Annotated in this window: 16 protein-coding genes; 13 read left to right on the top strand and 3 right to left on the bottom strand. The window is 58.6% G+C overall.

Translation table 11 applies throughout. From position 1 onward, the window contains the following. The first annotated feature begins 100 nt into the window (after positions 1-100). From pepB (CF137_RS13455) to CF137_RS13510, 12 genes are all read left to right on the top strand, one after another. Positions 101-1,405: an aminopeptidase PepB gene (pepB, locus tag CF137_RS13455; RefSeq protein ID WP_139693156.1), complete on the top strand. Its 1,305-nt coding sequence runs from the start codon at positions 101-103 to the stop codon at positions 1,403-1,405. Next, positions 1,402-2,685: an aminopeptidase PepB gene (gene pepB / locus CF137_RS13460; RefSeq protein WP_139719619.1), complete on the top strand. Its 1,284-nt coding sequence runs from the start codon at positions 1,402-1,404 to the stop codon at positions 2,683-2,685. The genes pepB (CF137_RS13455) and pepB (CF137_RS13460) overlap by 4 nt, the downstream gene beginning before the upstream one ends. Before the next feature lie 267 nt (positions 2,686-2,952). Then, complete coding sequence (ndk, locus tag CF137_RS13465) at positions 2,953-3,381, top strand: nucleoside-diphosphate kinase (protein WP_042019017.1); 429 nt, start codon at positions 2,953-2,955, stop codon at positions 3,379-3,381. Positions 3,382-3,559: 178 nt separating this feature from the next. Further along, on the top strand, positions 3,560-4,663 hold the full coding sequence (gene rlmN / locus CF137_RS13470) for a dual-specificity RNA methyltransferase RlmN (protein WP_042019018.1): 1,104 nt from the start codon (positions 3,560-3,562) through the stop codon (positions 4,661-4,663). A gap of 11 nt (positions 4,664-4,674) precedes the next feature. After that, positions 4,675-5,466: a PilW family type IVa pilus biogenesis/stability lipoprotein TapF gene (tapF, locus tag CF137_RS13475; protein WP_098969695.1), complete on the top strand. Its 792-nt coding sequence runs from the start codon at positions 4,675-4,677 to the stop codon at positions 5,464-5,466. Continuing rightward, the gene (locus CF137_RS13480) at positions 5,456-6,397 is read left to right on the top strand and encodes a RodZ domain-containing protein (RefSeq protein ID WP_139719621.1); all 942 of its coding nucleotides are present in this window, start codon (positions 5,456-5,458) and stop codon (positions 6,395-6,397) included. Before tapF ends, CF137_RS13480 begins: the two co-directional genes overlap by 11 nt. 10 nt (positions 6,398-6,407) lie before the next feature. Beyond that, complete coding sequence (ispG, locus tag CF137_RS13485) at positions 6,408-7,538, top strand: flavodoxin-dependent (E)-4-hydroxy-3-methylbut-2-enyl-diphosphate synthase (RefSeq protein ID WP_042019023.1); 1,131 nt, start codon at positions 6,408-6,410, stop codon at positions 7,536-7,538. Positions 7,539-7,676: 138 nt separating this feature from the next. Then, positions 7,677-8,954: a histidine--tRNA ligase gene (gene hisS, locus CF137_RS13490; protein WP_042019024.1), complete on the top strand. Its 1,278-nt coding sequence runs from the start codon at positions 7,677-7,679 to the stop codon at positions 8,952-8,954. Between the two features lie 3 nt (positions 8,955-8,957). Beyond that, positions 8,958-9,608: a YfgM family protein gene (locus tag CF137_RS13495; protein WP_042019025.1), complete on the top strand. Its 651-nt coding sequence runs from the start codon at positions 8,958-8,960 to the stop codon at positions 9,606-9,608. Continuing rightward, positions 9,601-10,785 (top strand): outer membrane protein assembly factor BamB, encoded by a 1,185-nt coding sequence (bamB, locus tag CF137_RS13500; protein ID WP_101316580.1) that lies wholly within the window; start codon positions 9,601-9,603, stop codon positions 10,783-10,785. Before CF137_RS13495 ends, bamB begins: the two co-directional genes overlap by 8 nt. Before the next feature lie 74 nt (positions 10,786-10,859). Next, positions 10,860-12,350: a ribosome biogenesis GTPase Der gene (gene der, locus CF137_RS13505; protein ID WP_068979372.1), complete on the top strand. Its 1,491-nt coding sequence runs from the start codon at positions 10,860-10,862 to the stop codon at positions 12,348-12,350. Between the two features lie 124 nt (positions 12,351-12,474). Beyond that, positions 12,475-12,699, top strand: a complete 225-nt coding sequence (locus tag CF137_RS13510; RefSeq protein ID WP_139719624.1) for a zinc ribbon domain-containing protein — start codon at positions 12,475-12,477, stop codon at positions 12,697-12,699. Positions 12,700-12,749: 50 nt separating this feature from the next. Here CF137_RS13510 and CF137_RS22115 read toward each other — a convergent pair whose 3' ends face one another. After that, positions 12,750-12,896, bottom strand: coding sequence for a hypothetical protein (locus CF137_RS22115; protein WP_162850107.1), 147 nt, complete (start codon positions 12,894-12,896; stop codon positions 12,750-12,752). A gap of 175 nt (positions 12,897-13,071) precedes the next feature. Further along, positions 13,072-14,556, bottom strand: coding sequence for a membrane-bound lytic murein transglycosylase MltF (gene mltF / locus CF137_RS13515; RefSeq protein WP_139719626.1), 1,485 nt, complete (start codon positions 14,554-14,556; stop codon positions 13,072-13,074). Positions 14,557-14,705: 149 nt separating this feature from the next. Here mltF and purL point away from each other — a divergent pair, with 149 nt between their 5' ends. Next, a complete protein-coding gene (gene purL / locus CF137_RS13520; protein WP_139719628.1) occupies positions 14,706-18,656 on the top strand; it encodes a phosphoribosylformylglycinamidine synthase in 3,951 nt (1,316 codons plus the stop codon). A 64-nt stretch (positions 18,657-18,720) separates the two neighbouring features. On the opposite strand, the gene CF137_RS13525 is transcribed toward purL, so the two are convergent. Further along, complete coding sequence (locus CF137_RS13525) at positions 18,721-20,265, bottom strand: HD domain-containing phosphohydrolase (RefSeq protein WP_139719631.1); 1,545 nt, start codon at positions 20,263-20,265, stop codon at positions 18,721-18,723.

Raw genomic sequence — 20,265 nt, forward strand, 5'->3', positions numbered from 1 at the left:
CGTGCCCCTTAAAGGGCACGGCCTTTTTTGTATTCGTTATTCCCTCTTTGCCTATGAAGAGTGCTTATAAATCGTGCCAGTAAAAAAGGAAGCAAACACGATGGCTAACATGATGAACGTAGCGTTATCTACCCAGGCTGCTGCCGCCCATTGGGGCGAGGGTGCGCTACTCAGTTTTAATGGTGACAGAGCTGACATCCATCTGGGGTCGGTTAGTCAGGAAAAAGATGCACTGCGCGCCATCCAGCGTGCGGCCCGCCGCTTTGAGTCCACCGGGATCAAGCGGGTCAAGCTGGTCGGTGAGGGTTGGGATCTGGAACGCCGTTTTGCCTTCGCCCAGGGTTTTTATGCCGCTAAAGGAGTGCGTGAACTGGACGTTGGCCAGCAGAGTGAGGCGGATAGCTGCGAGCTGGATGCCTTGATCAAGGCGAGCTGCTGGGCTCGTGACATCACCAATGGCTGCCCGGAAGAGATCTACCCCATGAGTCTGGCGGAATCGGCCCTGCTGCTCATTCGCGGTCTGGCCGGTGATCTGGTGACCGCCCGTATCACTGCCGGCGAAGCGTTGCGCGAGTCGGGCCACATCGGGATCTGGTCGGTCGGTCGTGGCAGCGAGCGCGAGCCGGTGTTGCTGGAGCTGGATTACAACCCGACCGGGGATCGCCATGCGCCAGTGGTCGCTGCACTGGTGGGCAAGGGCATCACCTTCGACTCCGGTGGCTACTCCATGAAGTCCTCTGACAACATGCTGCCGATGAAGTCCGACATGGGCGGTGCAGCCATGGTGACAGGCGCGCTGGCGCTGGCTATTAGCCGTGGCCTGAACAAGCGGGTGAAGCTCATTCTTTGTTGCGCCGAGAATCTGGTCTCCGGCCACGCCTTCAAACTGGGCGACATTCTTACCTACAAAAACGGTATCTCGGTTGAAATCCAGAATACCGATGCGGAAGGCCGCTTGGTGCTGGCCGATGGTCTGATGGCCGCCTCCGAGAGTGGCGCGACCTACATCCTGGATGCCGCAACCCTGACCGGCGCCGCCAAGATGGCGTTGGGCCGCGACTACAACGCAGTGTTTGCCCTCGATGAGACCGAACAACAGCGTGCGCTGGCCGCTGCCAAGGCCGAAAATGAGCAGGCATGGGCGCTGCCGCTGGAACCCTGGCATGCCAGCCAGCTCACTTCGGCCTTTGCCGAACTGGGCAACGTGGCTTCTGCAGAAGGCACTGCTGGTGCCACCACTGCGGCCGCCTTCCTGTCCCGTTTTGTGCCCAATGAAGGAAAGGGGTGGGTACACCTGGATCTGGCAGCGGCATATCAGAAGTCGGGTAACGAGCTTTGGGCTACCGGTGCTAAAGGCCACGGAGTGCGTACTATCGCGCGCTGGTTACAGGAGGTAACTGCATGAATGTCTGGTTAAGTCGTGATTTTGCCCCGGCGGAATGGGGTGACGGGGCCTTGCTCTCATACCGTGCCGACGCTGTGGTGATCCACCTGATCACCGCTTCCCCACTGCTCGATATCCAGCAGGCGGCGCGCCGCCTCTGTCAGCAGGGGATCCAGAAAGTAGCGCTTGCAGGGCATTGGGATCGCGAGCAGCAGTGGGCCTTTGCCCAGGGGTTGCAAACCCCCAAGGTGGAGGTGCAACTGCAATGGGCCATGTCCTCGGAAGAAGACAGAGAAGAGCTGGAAGCGCGTTGGTTATGTGGGCGCTGGGTGCGTGAGATGACCAATGCCACACCAGAGCAATTGGGGCCGCTGGAGCTGGCGGTCGAAGCCGCTGCTTTTATTACCGAGCTGGCGCCAGACAAGGTGAGTCACCGTATTTTGAAAGGTGAAGCGCTGCAACAGGCAGGCTGGGTCGGCCTCTATCAGGTGGGGCGTGGCAGTGAGCGCGAGCCGGTGCTGCTTGAGCTCGATTTTAATCCGGCGCGCGATCCCAGAGCGCCGGTAGCGGCAGCGCTGGTGGGCAAGGGGATCACCTTTGACTCTGGCGGCTACTCCATGAAGAGCTCCGAGGGGATGCTCACCATGAAGTGCGACATGGGGGGCGCGGCAATTGTGACCGGTGCGCTGGCGCTGGCCATGCTGCGCGGCCTCGACAAGCGGGTGAAGCTCATTCTCTGCTGCGCCGAGAATCTGGTCTCCGGCCATGCCTACAAGTTGGGGGATATCCTCACTTACAAGAACGGCACCACGGTGGAGATTGTGAATACCGACGCCGAGGGGCGGTTGGTGCTGGCCGATGGCCTGCAACTGGCCAGTGACAGCGGCGCACCGCTGATCATCGACGCCGCCACCCTGACCGGTGCCGCCGTGATGGCGCTGGGTGGTCGCTACAATGCCCTGTTTGGCCTCGACAAGGGGCTGGTGAGCCGTGCCATGACCTATGCCGATGCCGAGCAGGAGCCTGCCTGGCCGCTGCCGCTGGAGCCCTGGCACCGTCAGCAGTGCCCCTCCCATTATGCCGACACGGCCAACAGCCGCCCGGTGAAGGGGGGCGGGCCAGGTGGCGCCTCCAACGCGGCGGGTTTCCTCTCCCGTTTCGTTGCCAACGAAGGGATGGGCTGGCTGCATATCGATCTGGCCGCCTGCTTTAGCGATAACGGTGATAGTTTGTGGGCGCCGGGGGCCAATACCCTGGGGATGCGCACCATAGCGCGCGCCCTGCTGGCGGAAGCCAAATAAGCGAGACAAGGCACCTTCGGGTGCCTTTTTCAGGTTGTTCAAATAGTGATCAAAAGATGTCTTTTTGGCAGCTTAAAAGGACTATCGTGCGCAAGCGCACATATTTTCCCGCACTGCTCAGCGAAGATGAGTGTTGATGTTGATTGCAAGGAGGTTATGTTTAATAAAAAGTTGCTTTTTTGTGTGTTTATCCGCTTTTTGTTTACGTATAATCGCCAGCGAACATGGATACTAACAATAAGACCCTGTAATTAAGGAAAGATACCAATGGCCATCGAACGTACCTTCTCTATCGTCAAACCGGATGCTGTCAGCAAGAACCTGATCGGTGAGATCTACCACCGCATGGAAAGCGCCGGGCTGACCATCGTCGCCGCCAAAATGCTGCGTCTGACCAGTGACCAGGCCGCCGGCTTCTACGCTGAACATCAAGGCCGTCCTTTCTATGATGCGCTGGTGACCTTCATGACCTCTGGCCCCGTGATGGTGCAGGTGCTGGAAGGAGAAAATGCCGTACAGCGTTATCGCGATCTGATGGGGCTGACCAATCCCGAGCAAGCGCTGGCCGGTACTCTTCGCGCCTGCTACGGCGAGAGCATCGATCGCAACGCGGTGCACGGTGCCGACAGCTTTGCCTCTGCCCAGCGTGAAATTGCCTACTTCTTTAATGAAGAAGAGCTTCACACCCGCGCCTGAGGTGTGGCTTGATAGACACAAGGGAGCCTCGGCTCCCTTTGTTGTTTTGCAGGCGTCACTTCTTTTTGCGCAATATCCCTCTATTCTCCAGGTGGAAAGCCAGCCCCATTATTTGTACAATGCCGCCCCCTGACATCGTCAGCCAATAATTGATGAAGTGTTTGAACTGAGGCCATTGATGAGCGAAACAAAAATCAACCTGCTGGATCTTGATCGGGATGCCATGCGTGCCTTCTTCGTCGAACTGGGCGAGAAGCCATTCCGGGCAGATCAGATAATGAAGTGGATCTATCACTTCGGTTGTGATGATTTCGATCAGATGACCAACGTCAACAAGGTGCTCAAGGATCGCCTTAAGGCGATGGCGGAGATCAAAGCGCCCGAGATCAGCCGGGAACAGCGCTCCTCTGACGGCACCATCAAGTGGGCCTTGCAGGTGGGTGATCAGGAAGTCGAGACGGTCTATATTCCCGAAGGCGATCGGGCCACCCTGTGTGTTTCTTCCCAGGTCGGCTGTGCGCTGGCGTGCAAGTTCTGCTCCACTGCCCAGCAAGGCTTTAACCGTAACCTGAAAGTGTCCGAGATCATCGGTCAGGTGTGGCGTGCCGCCCGCGTGGTCGGTGGCAAGCGTCCCATCACCAACGTGGTGATGATGGGAATGGGCGAGCCGCTGCTCAACCTCGCCAACGTGGTGCCTGCCATGCGTCTGATGATGGATGATTACGGTTATGGTATCTCCAAGCGTCGTGTGACTATCTCGACCTCAGGGGTGGTACCGGCACTTGACATGCTGGGCGACCAGATCGACGTGGCATTGGCTATCTCCCTGCATGCGCCGAATGACAAGTTGCGTTCCGAGATCATGCCGATCAACGACAAGTACAACATTGAGGATTTCCTCGCTGGCGTGCGTCGTTATCTCGAAAAGTCCAATGCCAATGGTGGCCGGGTCACAGTCGAATATGTGCTGCTCGATCATATCAATGACGACATGCAACATGCCCACGAACTGGCCAAAGTGCTCAAGGACACGCCGAGCAAGATCAACCTGATCCCGTTCAATCCCTTCCCGGGCAATCCTTATGGCAAACCGAGCAACAGCCGTATCGATCGCTTCTCCAAGGTGCTGATGGAGTACGGTTACACCGTGATCGTTCGCAAGACCCGTGGGGACGACATCGACGCCGCCTGTGGTCAGCTGGTGGGGGACGTAATTGACCGTACCAAGCGAACTATCAAAAATCGGATGCAACAGGATGGGATTTCCGTCAAAATGGTTTAAATGCTAAGCCATTGTATAGAAAGGGAATGGATACACGTACATTGATCGTAGTGGCAGCGCTATGCGCGCTGCCCGGCTGTGTGACCGAGACCACTTACGCTGGCCAGAATTCTACCCAGCGTGAAGTGGGTCCCGACCTTAAGGCGGCGGCCCAAACGCGCCTCGACCTGGGGATCCAGTACCTGCGTCAGGGCAATGCCGAGCAGGCCAAGTTCAATCTTGACCGCGCCCTCCAGTATGACCCCTCCAACTCTCAAATCCAGATTGGTTTCGCCTACTTCTATCAGACCGTAGGGGATTTCATTGCCGCTGAAAATCATTACAAGAATGCTCTTGCTATGGATCCGTCCAATGCTGACGCAATGAACAACTATGGTGCCTTTTTGTGTGATCGTGGCCGTTATGAGGAGGCGGATAAGGCCTTTAATCAGGCGGTGCAGCAGCCTGGCTACGTGAAAATCTCCGATACCTATGAAAATGCAGCGTTTTGCGCCCAGCAAAATCGCAGAAATGATAAAGCAAGCGAGTACTATCGCTTGGCCTTGGGGTATAATCCCCGCAACCCAAGGTTATTGCTGGACTTGGCCGAGCTTTCCATGAAAGATGGCAAGCTGCCTGATGTGCAGTCCTACCTCGCTCGTTTTGCCGATGCGTCAGACGAGAACGAGGACAGTCTCTGGTTGAGATTGCGGCTGGCACAGGCGATGGACAAACCGGCATTAATTCACCAATTCGGGACTGAGCTGGTAAGGCAATATCCCACTTCGCAACAAGCCAAGCGTTATTTATCCAATGACTACTGAACAGCCACACGATTTTCAAGACGACTCCCAGGCAGCAGGCCCAGGCCAATTGCTGCGCAACGCCCGTGAACAGCTTGGCTGGACACGAGAACAGGTTGCATCCCGCATTCACCTTCGTCTGACCCTGATTGCTGCTATTGAATCGGATACTTACGACAAGAACACCTCCCATACGTTTATCCGCGGCTATTTGCGCTCCTATGCCAAGCTGGTCGGGATCCCGGATGAGACTATTCTTGCCGCTTACGACAAGCTGGGTCTGACGCCACCTGATAATATCGACATGCAAAGTTTCTCCCGCCGTTCCCGCCAACAAGCCAATGACAGTCGGCTCAAGATGGTGACCTGGCTGGTGATCTTGGTGTTGATTGCGCTCTCCGTCGCCTGGTGGTGGCAGAGTACCGCCCGCCGTTCTGCCGGTGACGAAGCCCTTGCCGCAACCGAAATGAGCGCGACCGTCTCTGAGCCTGCAGCCGATCCGCAGCCCGAGATCATCAGCCCTGTGCTTATTGAGGGGGCTGAGCCATCTGCTGCCGTTGGCACTGATGTGGCTGCCCCGATCTCTGCTGCGGCTGGCACTCAAGCGGCAGCCTCTGTGGCTCCGGTGAATGGTGCTGTGGCTGATACCTCGGTGCCGAGTGCAGTGGCAGAACCAACAGCGGAAGTGGCTCAAGGTGAGCCAGCCAAGGCGCCGCAACTCAAGATGAGCTTCACCGCCGATTGCTGGCTGGATGTGAAAGATGGCAACGGCAAGACCCTGTTCAGCGGTCTGAAGAAAGCCAATGACGAGTTGGTGCTGGAAGGCGCCGAGCCCCTCAAGTTCACCATTGGTGCGCCGATGGCGGTCAAGCTTGACTACAAGGGCACTTCGTTTGATATGAGTCGTTATAACAACGGCCGTACTGCTCGCTTCTCATTGCCGCAGGAGTAACCTGTTTCCCATGTCTGTTCACGAAAAATCCGCTCACGAATCTCCCATCATTCGTCGTAAATCCAGGCAGATCATGGTTGGTAATGTACCGGTCGGGGGCGATGCCCCCATCACGGTGCAAACCATGACCAACACCAAGACCACCGATGTGGCGGCGACCGTCGAGCAGATCCAGCGGATCGAGCGAGTTGGTGCCGATATTGTCCGTGTCTCTGTGCCGACCATGGAAGCGGCGGAAGCCTTCAAATTCATCAAGCAGCAGACCCGTATTCCTATCGTTGCCGACATCCACTTTGACTATCGCATTGCGTTGAAAGTGGCGGAATATGGTGCCGATTGCCTGCGTATCAACCCGGGTAATATCGGCAACGAGCAGCGGGTACGTTCGGTGGTCGATTGTGCTCGCGATCTGAACATTCCGATCCGCATCGGCGTCAACGGTGGATCGCTGGAAAAAGATATTCAGGAGAAGTACGGCGAGCCGACCCCCGAGGCACTGGTGGAATCCGCCATGCGTCACGTCGAGTATCTGGATCGCCTTGATTTCCAGAACTTCAAGGTGAGTGTGAAAGCCTCCGATGTGTTCCTGGCGGTGGGCGCCTATCGCCTGCTGGCCAGACAGATTGAGCAGCCACTCCATTTGGGGATCACCGAGGCCGGTGGTTTTCGGGCTGGCGCGGTGAAATCGGCGGTCGGTCTTGGCATGCTGCTGGCAGATGGGATCGGCGATACCATTCGTATCTCCCTTGCCGCAGACCCGGTTGAAGAGATCAAAGTCGGGTTTGATATTCTCAAATCCCTGCGCATCCGCTCCCGTGGCATCAACTTTATTGCTTGTCCCTCCTGCTCCCGTCAGGAGTTCGATGTGATCGCCACCGTCAATGCACTGGAAGAGCGGCTCGAAGACATCATCACCCCGATGGATGTGTCGATCATCGGCTGTGTGGTCAATGGTCCAGGGGAAGCCTTGGTGTCCGATCTGGGATTGGCCGGTGCGGCCAACAAGAGCGCCTTCTACGAAGGGGGCCTACGGGTCGATCGGCTCGATAACAAGGATCTTATCCCGATCCTGGAACGGCGTATTCGTGCCAGAGCCGCCATGCTGGATCCCGCCAACCAGATCCTGGTGGGCAAGGATTGAACAAATTGGGGCCACCTTGGGTGGCCCTCGTTCCAGGTGACTGATTTTACATCCCGCATACGGATTCTCTGATTTTACCTCGGGGGTGAAAATCCCTATAATGCGGCCAAATTTTACCTCTTTTTCTCGAGTATCAACGTGGCAAAACAGATCCAAGCTATTCGCGGTATGAATGATTGCCTGCCGGAGCAGAGCCCGGTATGGCAGAAGGTTGAACAGATCCTGCGCCAGGTCGTTGCCAGCTATGGCTACAGCGAAGTGCGCATGCCGATTGTCGAGCAGACCCACCTGTTCAAGCGCGCCATCGGTGAAGTGACCGACGTGGTCGAAAAAGAGATGTACTCCTTTGATGACCGCAACGGCGACAGCCTGAGCCTGCGTCCGGAAGGAACTGCCAGCTGCGTCCGCGCCGGTATCGAGCACGGCCTGCTTTATAACCAGGAACGCCGGATGTGGTACATGGGCCCCATGTTCCGCCACGAGCGTCCCCAGAAGGGTCGTTATCGCCAGTTCCACCAATTCGGTGTCGAGCTGTTTGGCATCAACGGGCCGGATATTGACGCTGAGCTGATCATGCTGACCCACCGCCTGTGGCGCCTGTTTGGCATCAGCGATAATGTCACCCTGCAGCTCAATACTTTGGGTCAGAGCGCCGAACGTGCCGCCTATCGCGATGCACTGGTGGCCTATCTGGAGCAGTACAAGGATCAGCTGGACGAAGAGAGCCAGCGCCGTATGTACAGCAACCCGCTGCGGGTGCTCGACTCCAAAGACCAAAAAGTACAGGCCATTTTGGTTAATGCTCCCCGTCTGTTTGATCACCTTGGCGAAGAGAGTCTGGCTCACTTCGAGGGGCTCAAGCGCCTGCTCACCTCTGCCGGTATCGCGTTTGAAGTGAACGAACGCCTGGTGCGCGGCCTTGACTACTACAACCTGACCGTGTTCGAGTGGGTCACTACCAGCCTGGGTGCCCAGGGCACCGTCTGTGCCGGTGGCCGCTACGATGGTCTGGTTGAGCAGCTCGGTGGCCAGGCGACCCCGGCAGTTGGCTTTGCCATGGGCATGGAGCGTCTGGTATTGATGCTGGAGACCCTCGAGCTCAATGGCGATATCCGTCCTGCCGTGGATGTTTATCTGGCCATGGTGGGTGAGGGGACCGAGCAAGCGGGCTTCCAGCTGGCCGAGCGGTTGCGTGATGCGCTGCCAGACCTGCGCCTGATGAGCCACTGCGGTGGCGGCAACTTCAAAAAACAACTCAAACGTGCCGACAAGAGCGGCGCGTCTATCGCCCTGATCCTTGGTGAAACCGAGGTGCAAAACGGGGAGATCACTATCAAATACCTGCGTGGTCAGGCTGAGCAACAGACCGTCAAGGTTGACGCCGCCATCGCCCTGCTGGCAGCCAAAGGAGAGTAAGCTGTGGAAGTTTATACCACCGAAGAACAACAGGTTGAGGTTATCAAGGAGTGGTGGAAAGAGAACGGGACATCGGTGATCGCCGGGACCGTGATCGGCTTGGTCGGCCTGTTCGGCTGGCGCTACTACAACCAGCATCAACAAGAGTCCATGGAAGCTTCCTCCCAAGCTTACAACCAGGCAATTGAACAACTGGTCAAAGCTGATGCTGCCGGTTTCGAGCAGGCACAGCAGTTTGTCACTGCCAACAAGGGTGACTCCTACGGTGAGCTGGCCGCCCTGCAACTGGCGGCTGCTGCCGTCAAAGCGGGCAAGCTGGATCTGGCTGCCGAGCAGCTGACTCTGGTGGCCACCAGTGGTGACGAGAGCATTCGCCCCATCGCTGCTCTGCGCCTGGCCCGGGTGCTGAATGATCAAGGCAAGGCCGATGAGGCATTGGCCAAGCTTGGCACTATTACCAGTGATGCCTTCAAAGCCCAAGTCGCGGAAGTGCGTGGCGATATCCTGCAAAAGCAGGGCAAGAGCGAAGAAGCCCGTGATGCTTATCAGGCTGCTGCTGATGCCGGCGGCCTGCAAAGCAGCCAGGAGCTCAAACTGAAGATGGACGACCTGGCCTTGCCGGCCGTGGTAATGGGTGAGGCACCGGATGCGTAATCTATTCAAGATGGTAGCGTTGGGGGCCGCGGTCTCCTTTGCGCTGCAGGGATGCTCCCTGTTCAGTTCGGAAGAAGATCTCAACCCGATGGCACCATTGCCCCAGGTTGAATCTGCCTTCAGTGCTGACACGGCCTGGTCTGCGACGGTAGGTGACGGGATCGGTAACTTCTACTCCCAGCTCAAGCCGGTGGTGGAAGAGGATCGTATCTATGCTGCGGCTCGTGGTGGTGATGTCACCGCCTTCGATCGTGTCAGTGGCGATCGCCTGTGGACCGTTGATCTGGCGGATCTGCCGGTCAATGCCGATAAGCGCAGCGCTCGTCTTTCCGGTGGTCTGGTCTCCCGTTACGGCAAGCTGTTCCTCGGCTCCGAAAACGGCGTTGTCTATGCCCTGAACGCAGAGAACGGCGAGGTGCTGTGGCAGACCAATGTGCCCGGTGAAGTGGTTGCCAGCCCGGCGGTGGAAGATGGCCGTGTGGTGGTGCTGACCACCTCTGGCCGCCTGATTGCGCTCGATACCGATGAGGGCAAACTGCAATGGTCGCTCTCCGAAGAGCAGCCACCACTGACCCTGCGCAGTGCCGGTGCCCCGGTTATTACCAATGGTGCGGTGATTTACGGTCGTGCCGATGGCAAAGTGGGCATTGCCCTGCTGGCCAACGGTCAGCCGGTTCGTCAATCCAAGGTGGCGGATCCCCGTGGTGCCACTGAGCTTGACCGCATGGTCGACGTCGATGCCAGCCCGCTGATCGCCGGCGATGAGCTCTATGCCATTGCCTACAATGGTCAGCTGATGGCACGCAAGCTGATGACCGGTGACGAGGTGTGGAAGCGCAAGTATTCCGGCTATCGCGATCTGGCGATGACCGGCAATGCCATCGTGCTGACCGACAGCCGCAGCCACCTGTTTGCAGTCGATCGTCGCAATGGCCTGGAGTTGTGGTCTAATACCAAGCTGGAGAATCGTACCGTCACTGCACCTGTCATCTTTGGTGACTATGTGGTGGTGGGTGATGTGGAAGGATACCTGTATTGGCTGGATCGTACCGACGGTACCATCAAGGCGATGCAGCAGCTCGATAGCAGTGGTCTCTATGCCGCCCCGCTGGTGGATGGTGACACCCTGTATGTACAGAGCCGTGACGGCAAGTTGTACGCCCTCAAGCGTCCTTGATCGTCCGTTAATGTGAATATCCGGCTCCTGGCTTTTTGGCCAGGAGCCTTTGTCGTCTTGAGAATGAGGCTTTTATGACTCCTGTAGTAGCCCTGGTGGGCCGCCCCAATGTGGGGAAATCCACCCTGTTTAACCGCTTGACCCGTACTCGGGATGCCTTGGTCGCCGATTTTCCCGGTCTGACCCGGGACCGTAAATACGGTCAGGCGAAGTTGGGCGAGCTGGAATTTATCGTGGTCGATACCGGCGGTATCGATGGTTCCGAAGAGGGGATCGAGCTGAAGATGGCCGAGCAATCCCTGCTGGCCATCGAAGAAGCCGATGTGGTGCTGTTTATGGTGGATGCCCGTGCCGGTATGACTGCGGCGGATCAAGCCATCGCTGAACACCTGCGCAAGACCCACAAGAAGGTGTTCCTGGTTGCTAACAAAACCGATGGCATCGACGGTGATTCCGCTGTGTCCGAGTTTTACGCCCTGGCGCTGGGTGATGTCTATCAAATCGCCGCTGCCCACGGTCGTGGTGTGCTGAGCCTGTTCGAACTGGCGCTGGCTCCCCACTTGGAAACCCTGGTCGACGCCGCTACCGATGAAGATGCGCAGGAAGAAGAGGAGGACTTCGACGAAGAAGCCCTGCTGCGCATGGTAGCTGCCGGTGATCTGGATACCCGCGAAGATACCAAAGAGACCCCGTTTGCCGACTTGCCGATCAAGTTTGCCATCGTCGGTCGCCCTAACGTCGGTAAATCGACCCTGACCAACCGTATGTTGGGCGAAGATCGGGTCATCGTTTATGACATGCCGGGCACCACTCGCGACTCCGTCTATATCCCGATGGAGCGTGACGAGCAGAAGTACGTCATTATCGATACCGCCGGTGTGCGTCGTCGTGGCAAGGTGCACGAGACGGTGGAGAAGTTCTCCGTCATCAAGACCCTGAAAGCCATCGAAGATGCCAACGTCTGCCTGCTGGTGATCGACGCCCAGGAGACCATCACCGATCAGGATCTCAGCATCCTTGGCTTCGTGCTCCACTCCGGCCGCTCGGTGGTGTTGGTAGTCAACAAGTGGGACGGTCTGGATCAGAAAGTAAAAGAAGATGTAAAGAACGAGCTGGAACGTCGCTTGGGCTTTATCGACTTTGCCCGCGTCCACTTCATCTCCGCCCTGCATGGCAGCGGTGTGGGCCACCTGTTTGAGTCGATTCAGGAGGCGTACCAGTCGGCTACCCGTCGTACCAGTACCGCCATGTTGACCCGCATCATGCAGATGGCGCAGGAAGATCACCAGCCGCCGATGGTTAACGGTCGCCGCGTCAAGCTCAAATATGCCCACGCCGGTGGTTACAACCCGCCGCGTATCGTGATCCACGGTAACCAGCTGAACGACTTGCCCGATTCGTACAAGCGTTACCTGATCAACTACTTCCGCAAGTCCCTCAAGATCATGGGTACTCCGATCCGGGTTGAATTCCAGGAATCGGCCAACCCGTTTGAAGGCAGAAAAAATACCATGACCCTGAGTCAGGAACGGCAGCGTAAACGCCTGCTGAAGATGAAGAAATAAGCCCTGGCGGCTGCCCTCACCGGCAGCCGCTTTGTTATTCCCCCTGCAGTGGCGTTAGGTCAGGCGGGGAGGGGAACCCGCCATGGGCAAGCCCATCGCAGGTGCACTTTATGAGGAGTCGACAATGGAAGCCCTGCTTTGCCCATCATGCCAGGCTGGACTGGATGCCCGTAGCAAGGAGCAGACTTGTGGCCAGTGCCAGGCCCATGTTCGCGTCACGGCCATCTGCCCCACTTGCCAGCAGGAGCTGGAGCGTCTCCAGGCATGCGGAGCGGTGGATTACTTCTGCAACCACTGCAACTCGCTGGTATCCAAGCGGACGGTACAGTTCAAGGCTGCGCTGGTGTAAGACGTTAGTCAGGTGAGAATGGAGATAAAAAAACCCGGCGAATGCCGGGTCTATGCTGTTGGTTCTGCAATAAGCAAGGTATATGAACGATTTCTGCGCCACAGGTTGCGCTTGATGTCATTAAGCTTGAGTTTACGTCTGGGGCTCCAGCCGCTCTTTGCTTTTCTGACCAGACTGATTTTTCTACGTTTTTGCATCGTGGTCTCCTCCCAATCGGGTGGCCATCCTGGCCATGGGTCATTGATGGAGCCCATCAGAAATTGCTGTTATTGAAAATATCAAGATGATGAAAACAATGCGATTTCGGATAGGCTCCGATGTAATCAGATGGTAACAGAGAAGTTTGCCTGAAAATAGCCGAATAATGCCTTGTTAGCCCATGGTGATCTGGCGCACCACTTCGGCGATGACGGTGGGGCGCTCGGCAATTTCCGGCTCGCTGTCGTTGTCGAGACGTTCACGCTGATGGGCTTTCTGCTGTTCGTTATCGAGCCACAGCAGACTCTGGTAGTACTGGCGCACGTTATTGACATAGTTGCGCGCCTCGCTGCCACGGGCATAGCCATAACGTACCTTGCGATGCCAGCGTGCTTGTTGCAGCAGCGGCAGCACCTCTTTTACATCGCTCCAGGCATCGGGATTCTTGCCCAGATCTTTGGTCAGGCGGCGCGCATCCATCATGTGGCCGTAACCTATGTTGTAGGCGGTGAGCGCAAACCATACCTTCTCGTCATCGGGCACCGAATCGGGCACCTTCTCCATCATCTGTTGCAGATAGAGGGAGCCACCCTTGATGCTCTGTTCCGGATGAAGTCGGTTATTGACCCCCATCGCCTTGGCGGTAGGTTCGGTCAGCATCATCATGCCGCGCACGCCGGTGTAGGAGCGGGCCTGCGGGTCCCAGTGGGACTCCTGATAGCTGATGGCAGCCAGCAGGCGCCAGTCGATATTCTTGGCGTGGGTCTGGAACAGCGACTGGTACTTGGGCAGCAGGCTCTTGGCCCGCTTGAGGAAGGTGCGGGTATCGACAAAGTCGAAGTTCTGCACGTGGCCGAAGTACTTCTCGTCCAGCTTGGCGATGGCACCATCCATGAAGCGCTGACCGAAGAAGTCGATGACGCTGGCATAGAGGCTGTCATCGGGCAGCTTGCTCATGGCCCAGGCGACGGTCTGCTTCTGGGCCAGGGTCAGCCCCTCGGTCAGTTCGGGGTAGTAGCGCTGGGTACGGGCCAGCACGGTATCCTGCACCACTGTGTAGTCAATCTTGCCATCCACCACCTGCTTGAGCAGCTCCTCCACATCGGCGTTGTGGCTGGTGCCCCACGTCAGTTCGGGATTCTCCTTGCTCATCTCTTTGAGCAGGTCTTCACCGGTGGAGCCGGCGGCCACCACCAGCTTGCCCTTGATATCGTTCAACGAGGCTGGCTTGGGTTTGCCATTGCGATAGACCAGCTTGGGGGAGACTTGATAAAAGCCCGGGCCGAAGCGAAACAGCTCGCGCCGCTCGGGGGTGACCATGATGGCGGCAGCCGCCAGATCGAGCTTGCCCTTTTTCAGCAGGGCGACCAGTTCGTCAGTGGTATCGACCGGAATGATGGTGAGCTTCACCCCCAACCAGTCGGCATAGTTTTGCGCCAGCTCGTAATCGAACCCCTGGGCGAGGTCATCACGCTGGTAATAAGAGGTGGGGCCATAGATGGTGCCAACCCGGATCTCGCCGCGCTGGCGGATCTGCTCCAGCTGGCTGGAGGGGCTATAGAAGTCGCAGCCGACTAGCGTCAGCGTCAACAACAACCCGATAAACAGTCGAAAAATGCATCGCAAGTAGGTGAGTACCTTTGTTGAAAAAATCGGCATTTGTCAAAAAAGAGGCACCTTTATACCAGAGAGTGTGCGCCGAGTCACACAGCATGAAATGAGAAAAACGTTTGTCCGCTGTGAACCAGATCCCTATAATACGCGCGTCTCAATTCCCCCCCACTTTAAAACTAGGTGAGAAAGGTTATATGGATATCTTGCGTGGTGCCCCAGCGCTGTCTGATTTTCGTGTCCAAAAACTGCTGCAGCGCTTAGCGCAGATTGCGGCAAAAAGTGAACTGGAAAGTGGAAAAGAGAGTGGATTAGAGATAGAGGATGTCTATGCCGAATATGTGCACTTTGCCGAGCTGACGAGCCCCCTGTCGCCCCCCGAGCGAGCGAGGTTGGGCCAGCTCCTGCACTCTGGTGCACAACATGGCCCGACTATCCCCGCACATACCCCCAGCGGTCAGCTGTTTCTTGTTACCCCCCGTCCCGGCACTATCTCCCCCTGGTCTTCCAAAGCAACCGACATCGCCCACAACTGCGGCATGACCAAGGTCAAGCGGCTGGAGCGAGGTATTGCCTATTACCTGACTATCAAAGGTGGTCAGGGTGAGCTGAGTGCTGCCCAGCGCAGCGCCATTGCTGCAGAGCTCCATGACCGGATGATGGAAGTGGTGTTTGCCGAGATGGAGGCGGCGAGCGCGCTGTTTGCTCACCACGAGCCGCGCCCCTTCACCCAGGTCGATGTACTGGGTGGTGGCCGCGCTGCGCTGGCCGAAGCCAACGTGGCGTTGGGTCTGGCGCTGGCCGATGACGAGATCGACTATCTGGTGGAGAATTTCACCAAGCTTGACCGTAACCCCAACGACATCGAGCTTTACATGTTTGCCCAGGCGAACTCCGAGCACTGTCGCCACAAGATTTTCAACGCCGACTGGACCATCGACGGTGAGCAACAGCCCAAGTCGCTGTTCAAGATGATCAAGAACACCTTTGAGCAGACGCCAGATCATGTCCTCTCTGCTTATAAAGACAACGCCGCCGTGATGGAAGGCAGTCAGGGTGGCCGTTTCTTCCCGAGCCCCGCCAATGGTGAGTATCAATACCACCAGGAGCGGGTCGACATCCTGATGAAGGTGGAGACCCATAACCACCCGACCGCCATCTCCCCCTTCCCGGGGGCCGCTACCGGCTCCGGCGGCGAGATCCGCGACGAGGGTGCCACCGGCCGTGGTGCCAAGCCCAAAGCGGGTCTGGTCGGTTTCTCCGTTTCCAACCTGCGCATCCCCGGTTTCGAGCAGCCCTGGGAGCAGGATTTTGGCAAGCCGAGCCGTATCGTCAGCGCCTTTGACATCATGCAGGAAGGCCCCCTCGGCGGCGCGGCGTTTAACAACGAGTTCGGCCGTCCGGCCATTCTCGGCTACTTCCGTACCTTCGAAGAGGAGGTGCCGAGCCACAATGGCGTTGAGGTGCGTGGTTACCACAAACCGATCATGCTGGCGGGCGGCATCGGCAACATCCGCAGCGAACACGTGCAGAAAGGGGAGATCCCGGTCGGCGCGGCCCTGATCGTGCTGGGCGGCCCGGCGATGAATATCGGTCTGGGCGGCGGTGCCGCATCGAGCATGGCCTCCGGCCAGTCGGCCGAAGATCTCGATTTTGCTTCGGTACAGCGCGATAACCCCGAGATGGAGCGCCGTTGCCAGGAGGTGATCGATCGCTGCTGGCAGATGGGGGAGGCGAACCCTATCGTCTTTATTCATGACGTAGGTGCGGGCGGTCTTTCCAACGCCATGCCTGAGCTGGTCAACGACGGCGAGCGTGGCGGCCGTTTCGATCTGCGCGCCATCCAGAGCGACGAGCCGGGCATGAGCCCGCTGGAGATCTGGTGCAACGAATCCCAGGAGCGTTACGTGCTGGCGGTGGCGCAGGAGCAGTTACCCCTGTTCAAGGCACTGTGCGAGCGTGAGCGCGCCCCTTATGCGGTGATCGGCACTGCCACCGAAGAGAAGCATCTGACGCTGTCGGATGCACACTTTGACAACCAGCCCATCGACTTGCCGCTGGACGTGCTGCTGGGCAAGGCGCCCAAGATGCACCGCGACGTGGTGACCCTGCCTGCCCAAGGCAAAGCGCTCCAGCTCGATGGCATCACTTTGAGTGACGCAGCCGAGCGGGTACTGCGCCTGCCGACCGTGGCGGAGAAATCTTTCCTGATCACCATTGGCGATCGCAGCGTGACCGGTCTGGTTAACCGCGATCAGATGGTTGGCCCCTGGCAGATCCCGGTGGCCGATTGCGCCGTCACCGCCGCTACCTACGACAGCTATCACGGTGAGGCCATGTCGATGGGCGAGCGCACCCCGGTGGCGCTGCTTTCTCATGCCGCTTCTGCCCGTATGGCGGTAGCCGAGGCCCTGACCAACCTGGCACCGGCTCATATCGGTTCCCTGAAACGGGTCAAGCTCTCTGCCAACTGGATGTCCGCAGCGGGTCATCCGGGGGAAGATGCCGGTCTCTATGAGGCGGTCAAGGCGGTAGGCGAGCAGCTCTGTCCGGCCCTTGGTATCACCATTCCGGTCGGTAAGGACTCCATGTCCATGAAGACCCGCTGGCAGCAGGATGGCAAGGAGCAAAGCGTCACCTCGCCGCTCTCCCTGCTGATCACCGCCTTTGCCCGGGTCGAAGATGTGCGCAACACAGTGACCCCGCAGCTGCGTACCGATCTGGGTGAGACAGACCTTATCCTGATTGACCTTGGCAACGGCAAGCAGCGTCTCGGTGCTTCCGCTTTGGCGCAGGTTTATCGTCAGCTGGGTGACAAGGCGCCGGATCTCGACAATCCGGTGCAGCTCAAGGGCTTCTTCAACGCCATTCAGGCGCTGGTGGCCGATCGCAAACTGATCGCCTATCACGACCGCTCTGACGGCGGCCTGTTCGTCACCCTGACCGAGATGGCCTTTGCCGGTCACTGCGGCCTCGATATCCATCTCGATCGCATCGGTGGCGAGCTGCTGCCTGCGCTGTTCAACGAAGAGCTGGGCGCCGTCATTCAGGTACGCCGTGAAGACAAAGAGGCGGTGATGACTCTGTTGGCCGGTCATGGTCTGGCGGCCTGCTCCCATGTGCTTGGCACGGTGCGCGAGGGGGATCTCATCACCTTGCAGCGTGCGGGTCAGGAGCTCTATCGCGCCAGCCGTACTGCGCTTCGCACCATTTGGGGCGAGACCAGCTGGCAGATGCAGCGTCTGCGTGACAACCCGGCGTGTGCCGATCAAGAGCACGCCGCCCGTCAGGACGCCACCGATCCGGGTCTGCATGCCAAGCTCAGCTACAACCCGTCTGAGGATGTGGCGGCGCCCTATATCGCCCGTGGGGTATCCCCCCGTCTGGCGGTGCTGCGCGAGCAGGGGGTCAACTCCCACGTGGAGATGGCGGCGGCGTTCGATCGTGCCGGTTTCGCCGCAGTGGACGTCCATATGAGCGATATTCTCTCCGGTCGCATCAAGCTGGAGGAGTTCCAGAGCCTGGTGGCCTGTGGCGGCTTCTCTTACGGTGACGTGCTGGGCGCCGGTGAAGGCTGGGCCAAGTCCATCCTGTTCAACGACAACGCTCGCGCGCAGTTCCAGCGCTTCTTCGAGCGCGGCGATACCCTCTCTCTGGGGGTGTGCAACGGTTGCCAGATGATGTCCAACCTGCGGGATCTCATCCCGGGCGCCGATCTGTGGCCGCGCTTTGTGCGTAACCACTCCGAGCGTTTCGAGGCGCGCTTCAGCCTGGTGCAGGTGCAGGAGTCACCCTCTGCCTTCTTCGCCGGTATGGCAGGCTCCGTGATGCCGATTGCCGTCTCCCACGGGGAAGGGCGTGTCGAGGTGCGCGATGCGGCTCACCTGAGCGCACTGCAAGCCAGCGGTCTGGTAGGGCTGCGTTTTGTCGATAACCACGGTCAGGTGACCGAGCAATACCCGGCCAACCCGAACGGCTCGCCGGATGGCATTACCGCGGTGACCACCACGGATGGCCGCGCTACCATCATGATGCCGCACCCGGAGCGGGTGTTCCGCACCGTGGCCAACTCCTGGCACCCGGACAACTGGGGCGAGGATGGGGCCTGGATGCGGATGTTCCGCAACGCCCGGATCCGTCTGGGTTAATACGGATTACGCAAGAGAGTAAAAACAGAAACCGGCCAATTGGCCGGTTTTTTGATCTGCGGCGTTACGGCTTGCCGAGCGGTTGGGGGATAAAGTCCCCCCGGTCGAGGATCCGCAGACAGGCATCCACCACATCCGCATCGAGCTGGTGGCCGCGCATCTGGACGATCTGCTCCCGGGCCTGGGGAATGCCAAGGGCGGCGCGATAGGGGCGATCCGATGACATGGATTCGACGATATCGGCGACGGTGAGGATGCGGGCCTCCTGCAGGATCTCATCCCCCTTGAGCCCCTGTGGGTAGCCGGAGCCATCGAGATATTCATGGTGCTGGTGGATCATTTGGGCGATGGGCCAGGGGAAGTCGATATCCTTGAGCACCAGATAGCCGATGGCGGGGTGCTCCTTGACCAGCTCGAACTCGAGCGGTGTCAGGCGATCCGGTTTGGTGAGGATCTCGGCGGGCACCTGGATCTTGCCAATATCGTGCACCATGGCCCCCAGATAGAGTCCCCGCAGTTGCCTTTCTGCCAGCCGGAGCTCCCTGCCGATGGCCTGGGCCAGCCGGGCGACATGTTTCTGATGACCCGCCGTGTAGGGATCGCGCTGCTCCAGCACGGCGGCGATGGCCCCCAGTGCATCTTCCAGTGCCAGCTCCAGTTGGCGGGCGTGGAGGATCTTCTCCTGCTGCGAGTGCAGGTAGGCCTGCTGGGTATGGCGCGCTTGCAGGCCGTAGGCGAGGTAGTCGGTCAACTGGATAAAGAGCTGCTCCTCCTCCTGACTGAACAGCCGTTGCTGGTCGCTGTGAATGAGCAGTGCCCCCGGCTGTTCTCCCTGCAGTAATAGGGGGATCAGCAGGTGGGAGTAAAGTGGGTGGCGTCTGTGCTGCTGCGGCTCATGGCAGATGATCTGATTGAGGCTACGTTGGTGGAGGATGGCCGGTCCGAGGGCATCATCGGTCAACCACAGTGCCTGCTCTGAGGCGTCGGCACTGCCTGCCCGCGCCACGACCCGGGGTGGTTGGGCGGGATCCGGGGAACTCTGCAGCACCGCCACCAACGGAAAGCGGTCATCGAAGGCGATGGCATCACAAATATCTTGCAGCAGCAGATGTTCATCGCCCGGTTTGAGCAAGGCGTGATGGGCGCGACTGATCGCTTGCTGGGTCCAGCGGTACTGTTGCAGCTTCTCCTGCTGCCACTTCTGTTCGGTAATGTCTTCAAAGAAGATGCCGACCCCCACGATCGCCCCCGCTTTGTCGCGCAGGGGAAACTTGGTGGTGCTGAGCCAGCGGGACTCTCTGCCCTTGAGATAGGGCTCTTCGATGTGCTGATGTATGCCTTCGCGCATCACCCGAGTGTCATCCTCCCGATAGCGTCGCACCAGTTCGGGCGGAAAAAAATCGCTGTCACTCTTGCCTACCAATGCCTCGGGAGTCAGGGCCAGATCATCGGCCAGCAGGCGGTTGCCGGCGAGGTAGATGAAGCGAGTGTCCTTGAGCAGCACCCGGTAGGGGAGCTGGTCCATCACCTGAGTCAGCAACATGGCCGATGAGGGGAGGGCATCTGGCAGGTGATGGCGGGATGAATAGGGGGTGAGCAGTTCAGACAT

It is taken from the genome of Aeromonas sobria, assembly GCF_006243315.1.
GTDB classification, from domain to species: Bacteria; Pseudomonadota; Gammaproteobacteria; order Enterobacterales; family Aeromonadaceae; genus Aeromonas; species Aeromonas sobria_A.

Excerpts from the sequence above, each read along its gene's own strand:
- pepB (WP_139693156.1), top strand. The coding sequence starts at position 101 with ATGGCTAACATGATGAACGTAGCGTTATCTACCCAGGCTGCTGCCGCC.
- pepB (WP_139719619.1), top strand. The coding sequence starts at position 1,402 with ATGAATGTCTGGTTAAGTCGTGATTTTGCCCCGGCGGAATGGGGTGAC.
- ndk (WP_042019017.1), top strand. The coding sequence starts at position 2,953 with ATGGCCATCGAACGTACCTTCTCTATCGTCAAACCGGATGCTGTCAGC.
- rlmN (WP_042019018.1), top strand. The coding sequence starts at position 3,560 with ATGAGCGAAACAAAAATCAACCTGCTGGATCTTGATCGGGATGCCATG.
- CF137_RS13480 (WP_139719621.1), top strand. The coding sequence starts at position 5,456 with ATGACTACTGAACAGCCACACGATTTTCAAGACGACTCCCAGGCAGCA.
- ispG (WP_042019023.1), top strand. The coding sequence starts at position 6,408 with ATGTCTGTTCACGAAAAATCCGCTCACGAATCTCCCATCATTCGTCGT.
- bamB (WP_101316580.1), top strand. The coding sequence starts at position 9,601 with ATGCGTAATCTATTCAAGATGGTAGCGTTGGGGGCCGCGGTCTCCTTT.
- der (WP_068979372.1), top strand. The coding sequence starts at position 10,860 with ATGACTCCTGTAGTAGCCCTGGTGGGCCGCCCCAATGTGGGGAAATCC.
- CF137_RS13510 (WP_139719624.1), top strand. The coding sequence starts at position 12,475 with ATGGAAGCCCTGCTTTGCCCATCATGCCAGGCTGGACTGGATGCCCGT.
- CF137_RS22115 (WP_162850107.1), bottom strand. The coding sequence starts at position 12,896 with ATGCAAAAACGTAGAAAAATCAGTCTGGTCAGAAAAGCAAAGAGCGGC.
- mltF (WP_139719626.1), bottom strand. The coding sequence starts at position 14,556 with ATGCCGATTTTTTCAACAAAGGTACTCACCTACTTGCGATGCATTTTT.
- purL (WP_139719628.1), top strand. The coding sequence starts at position 14,706 with ATGGATATCTTGCGTGGTGCCCCAGCGCTGTCTGATTTTCGTGTCCAA.
- CF137_RS13525 (WP_139719631.1), bottom strand. The coding sequence starts at position 20,265 with ATGTCTGAACTGCTCACCCCCTATTCATCCCGCCATCACCTGCCAGAT.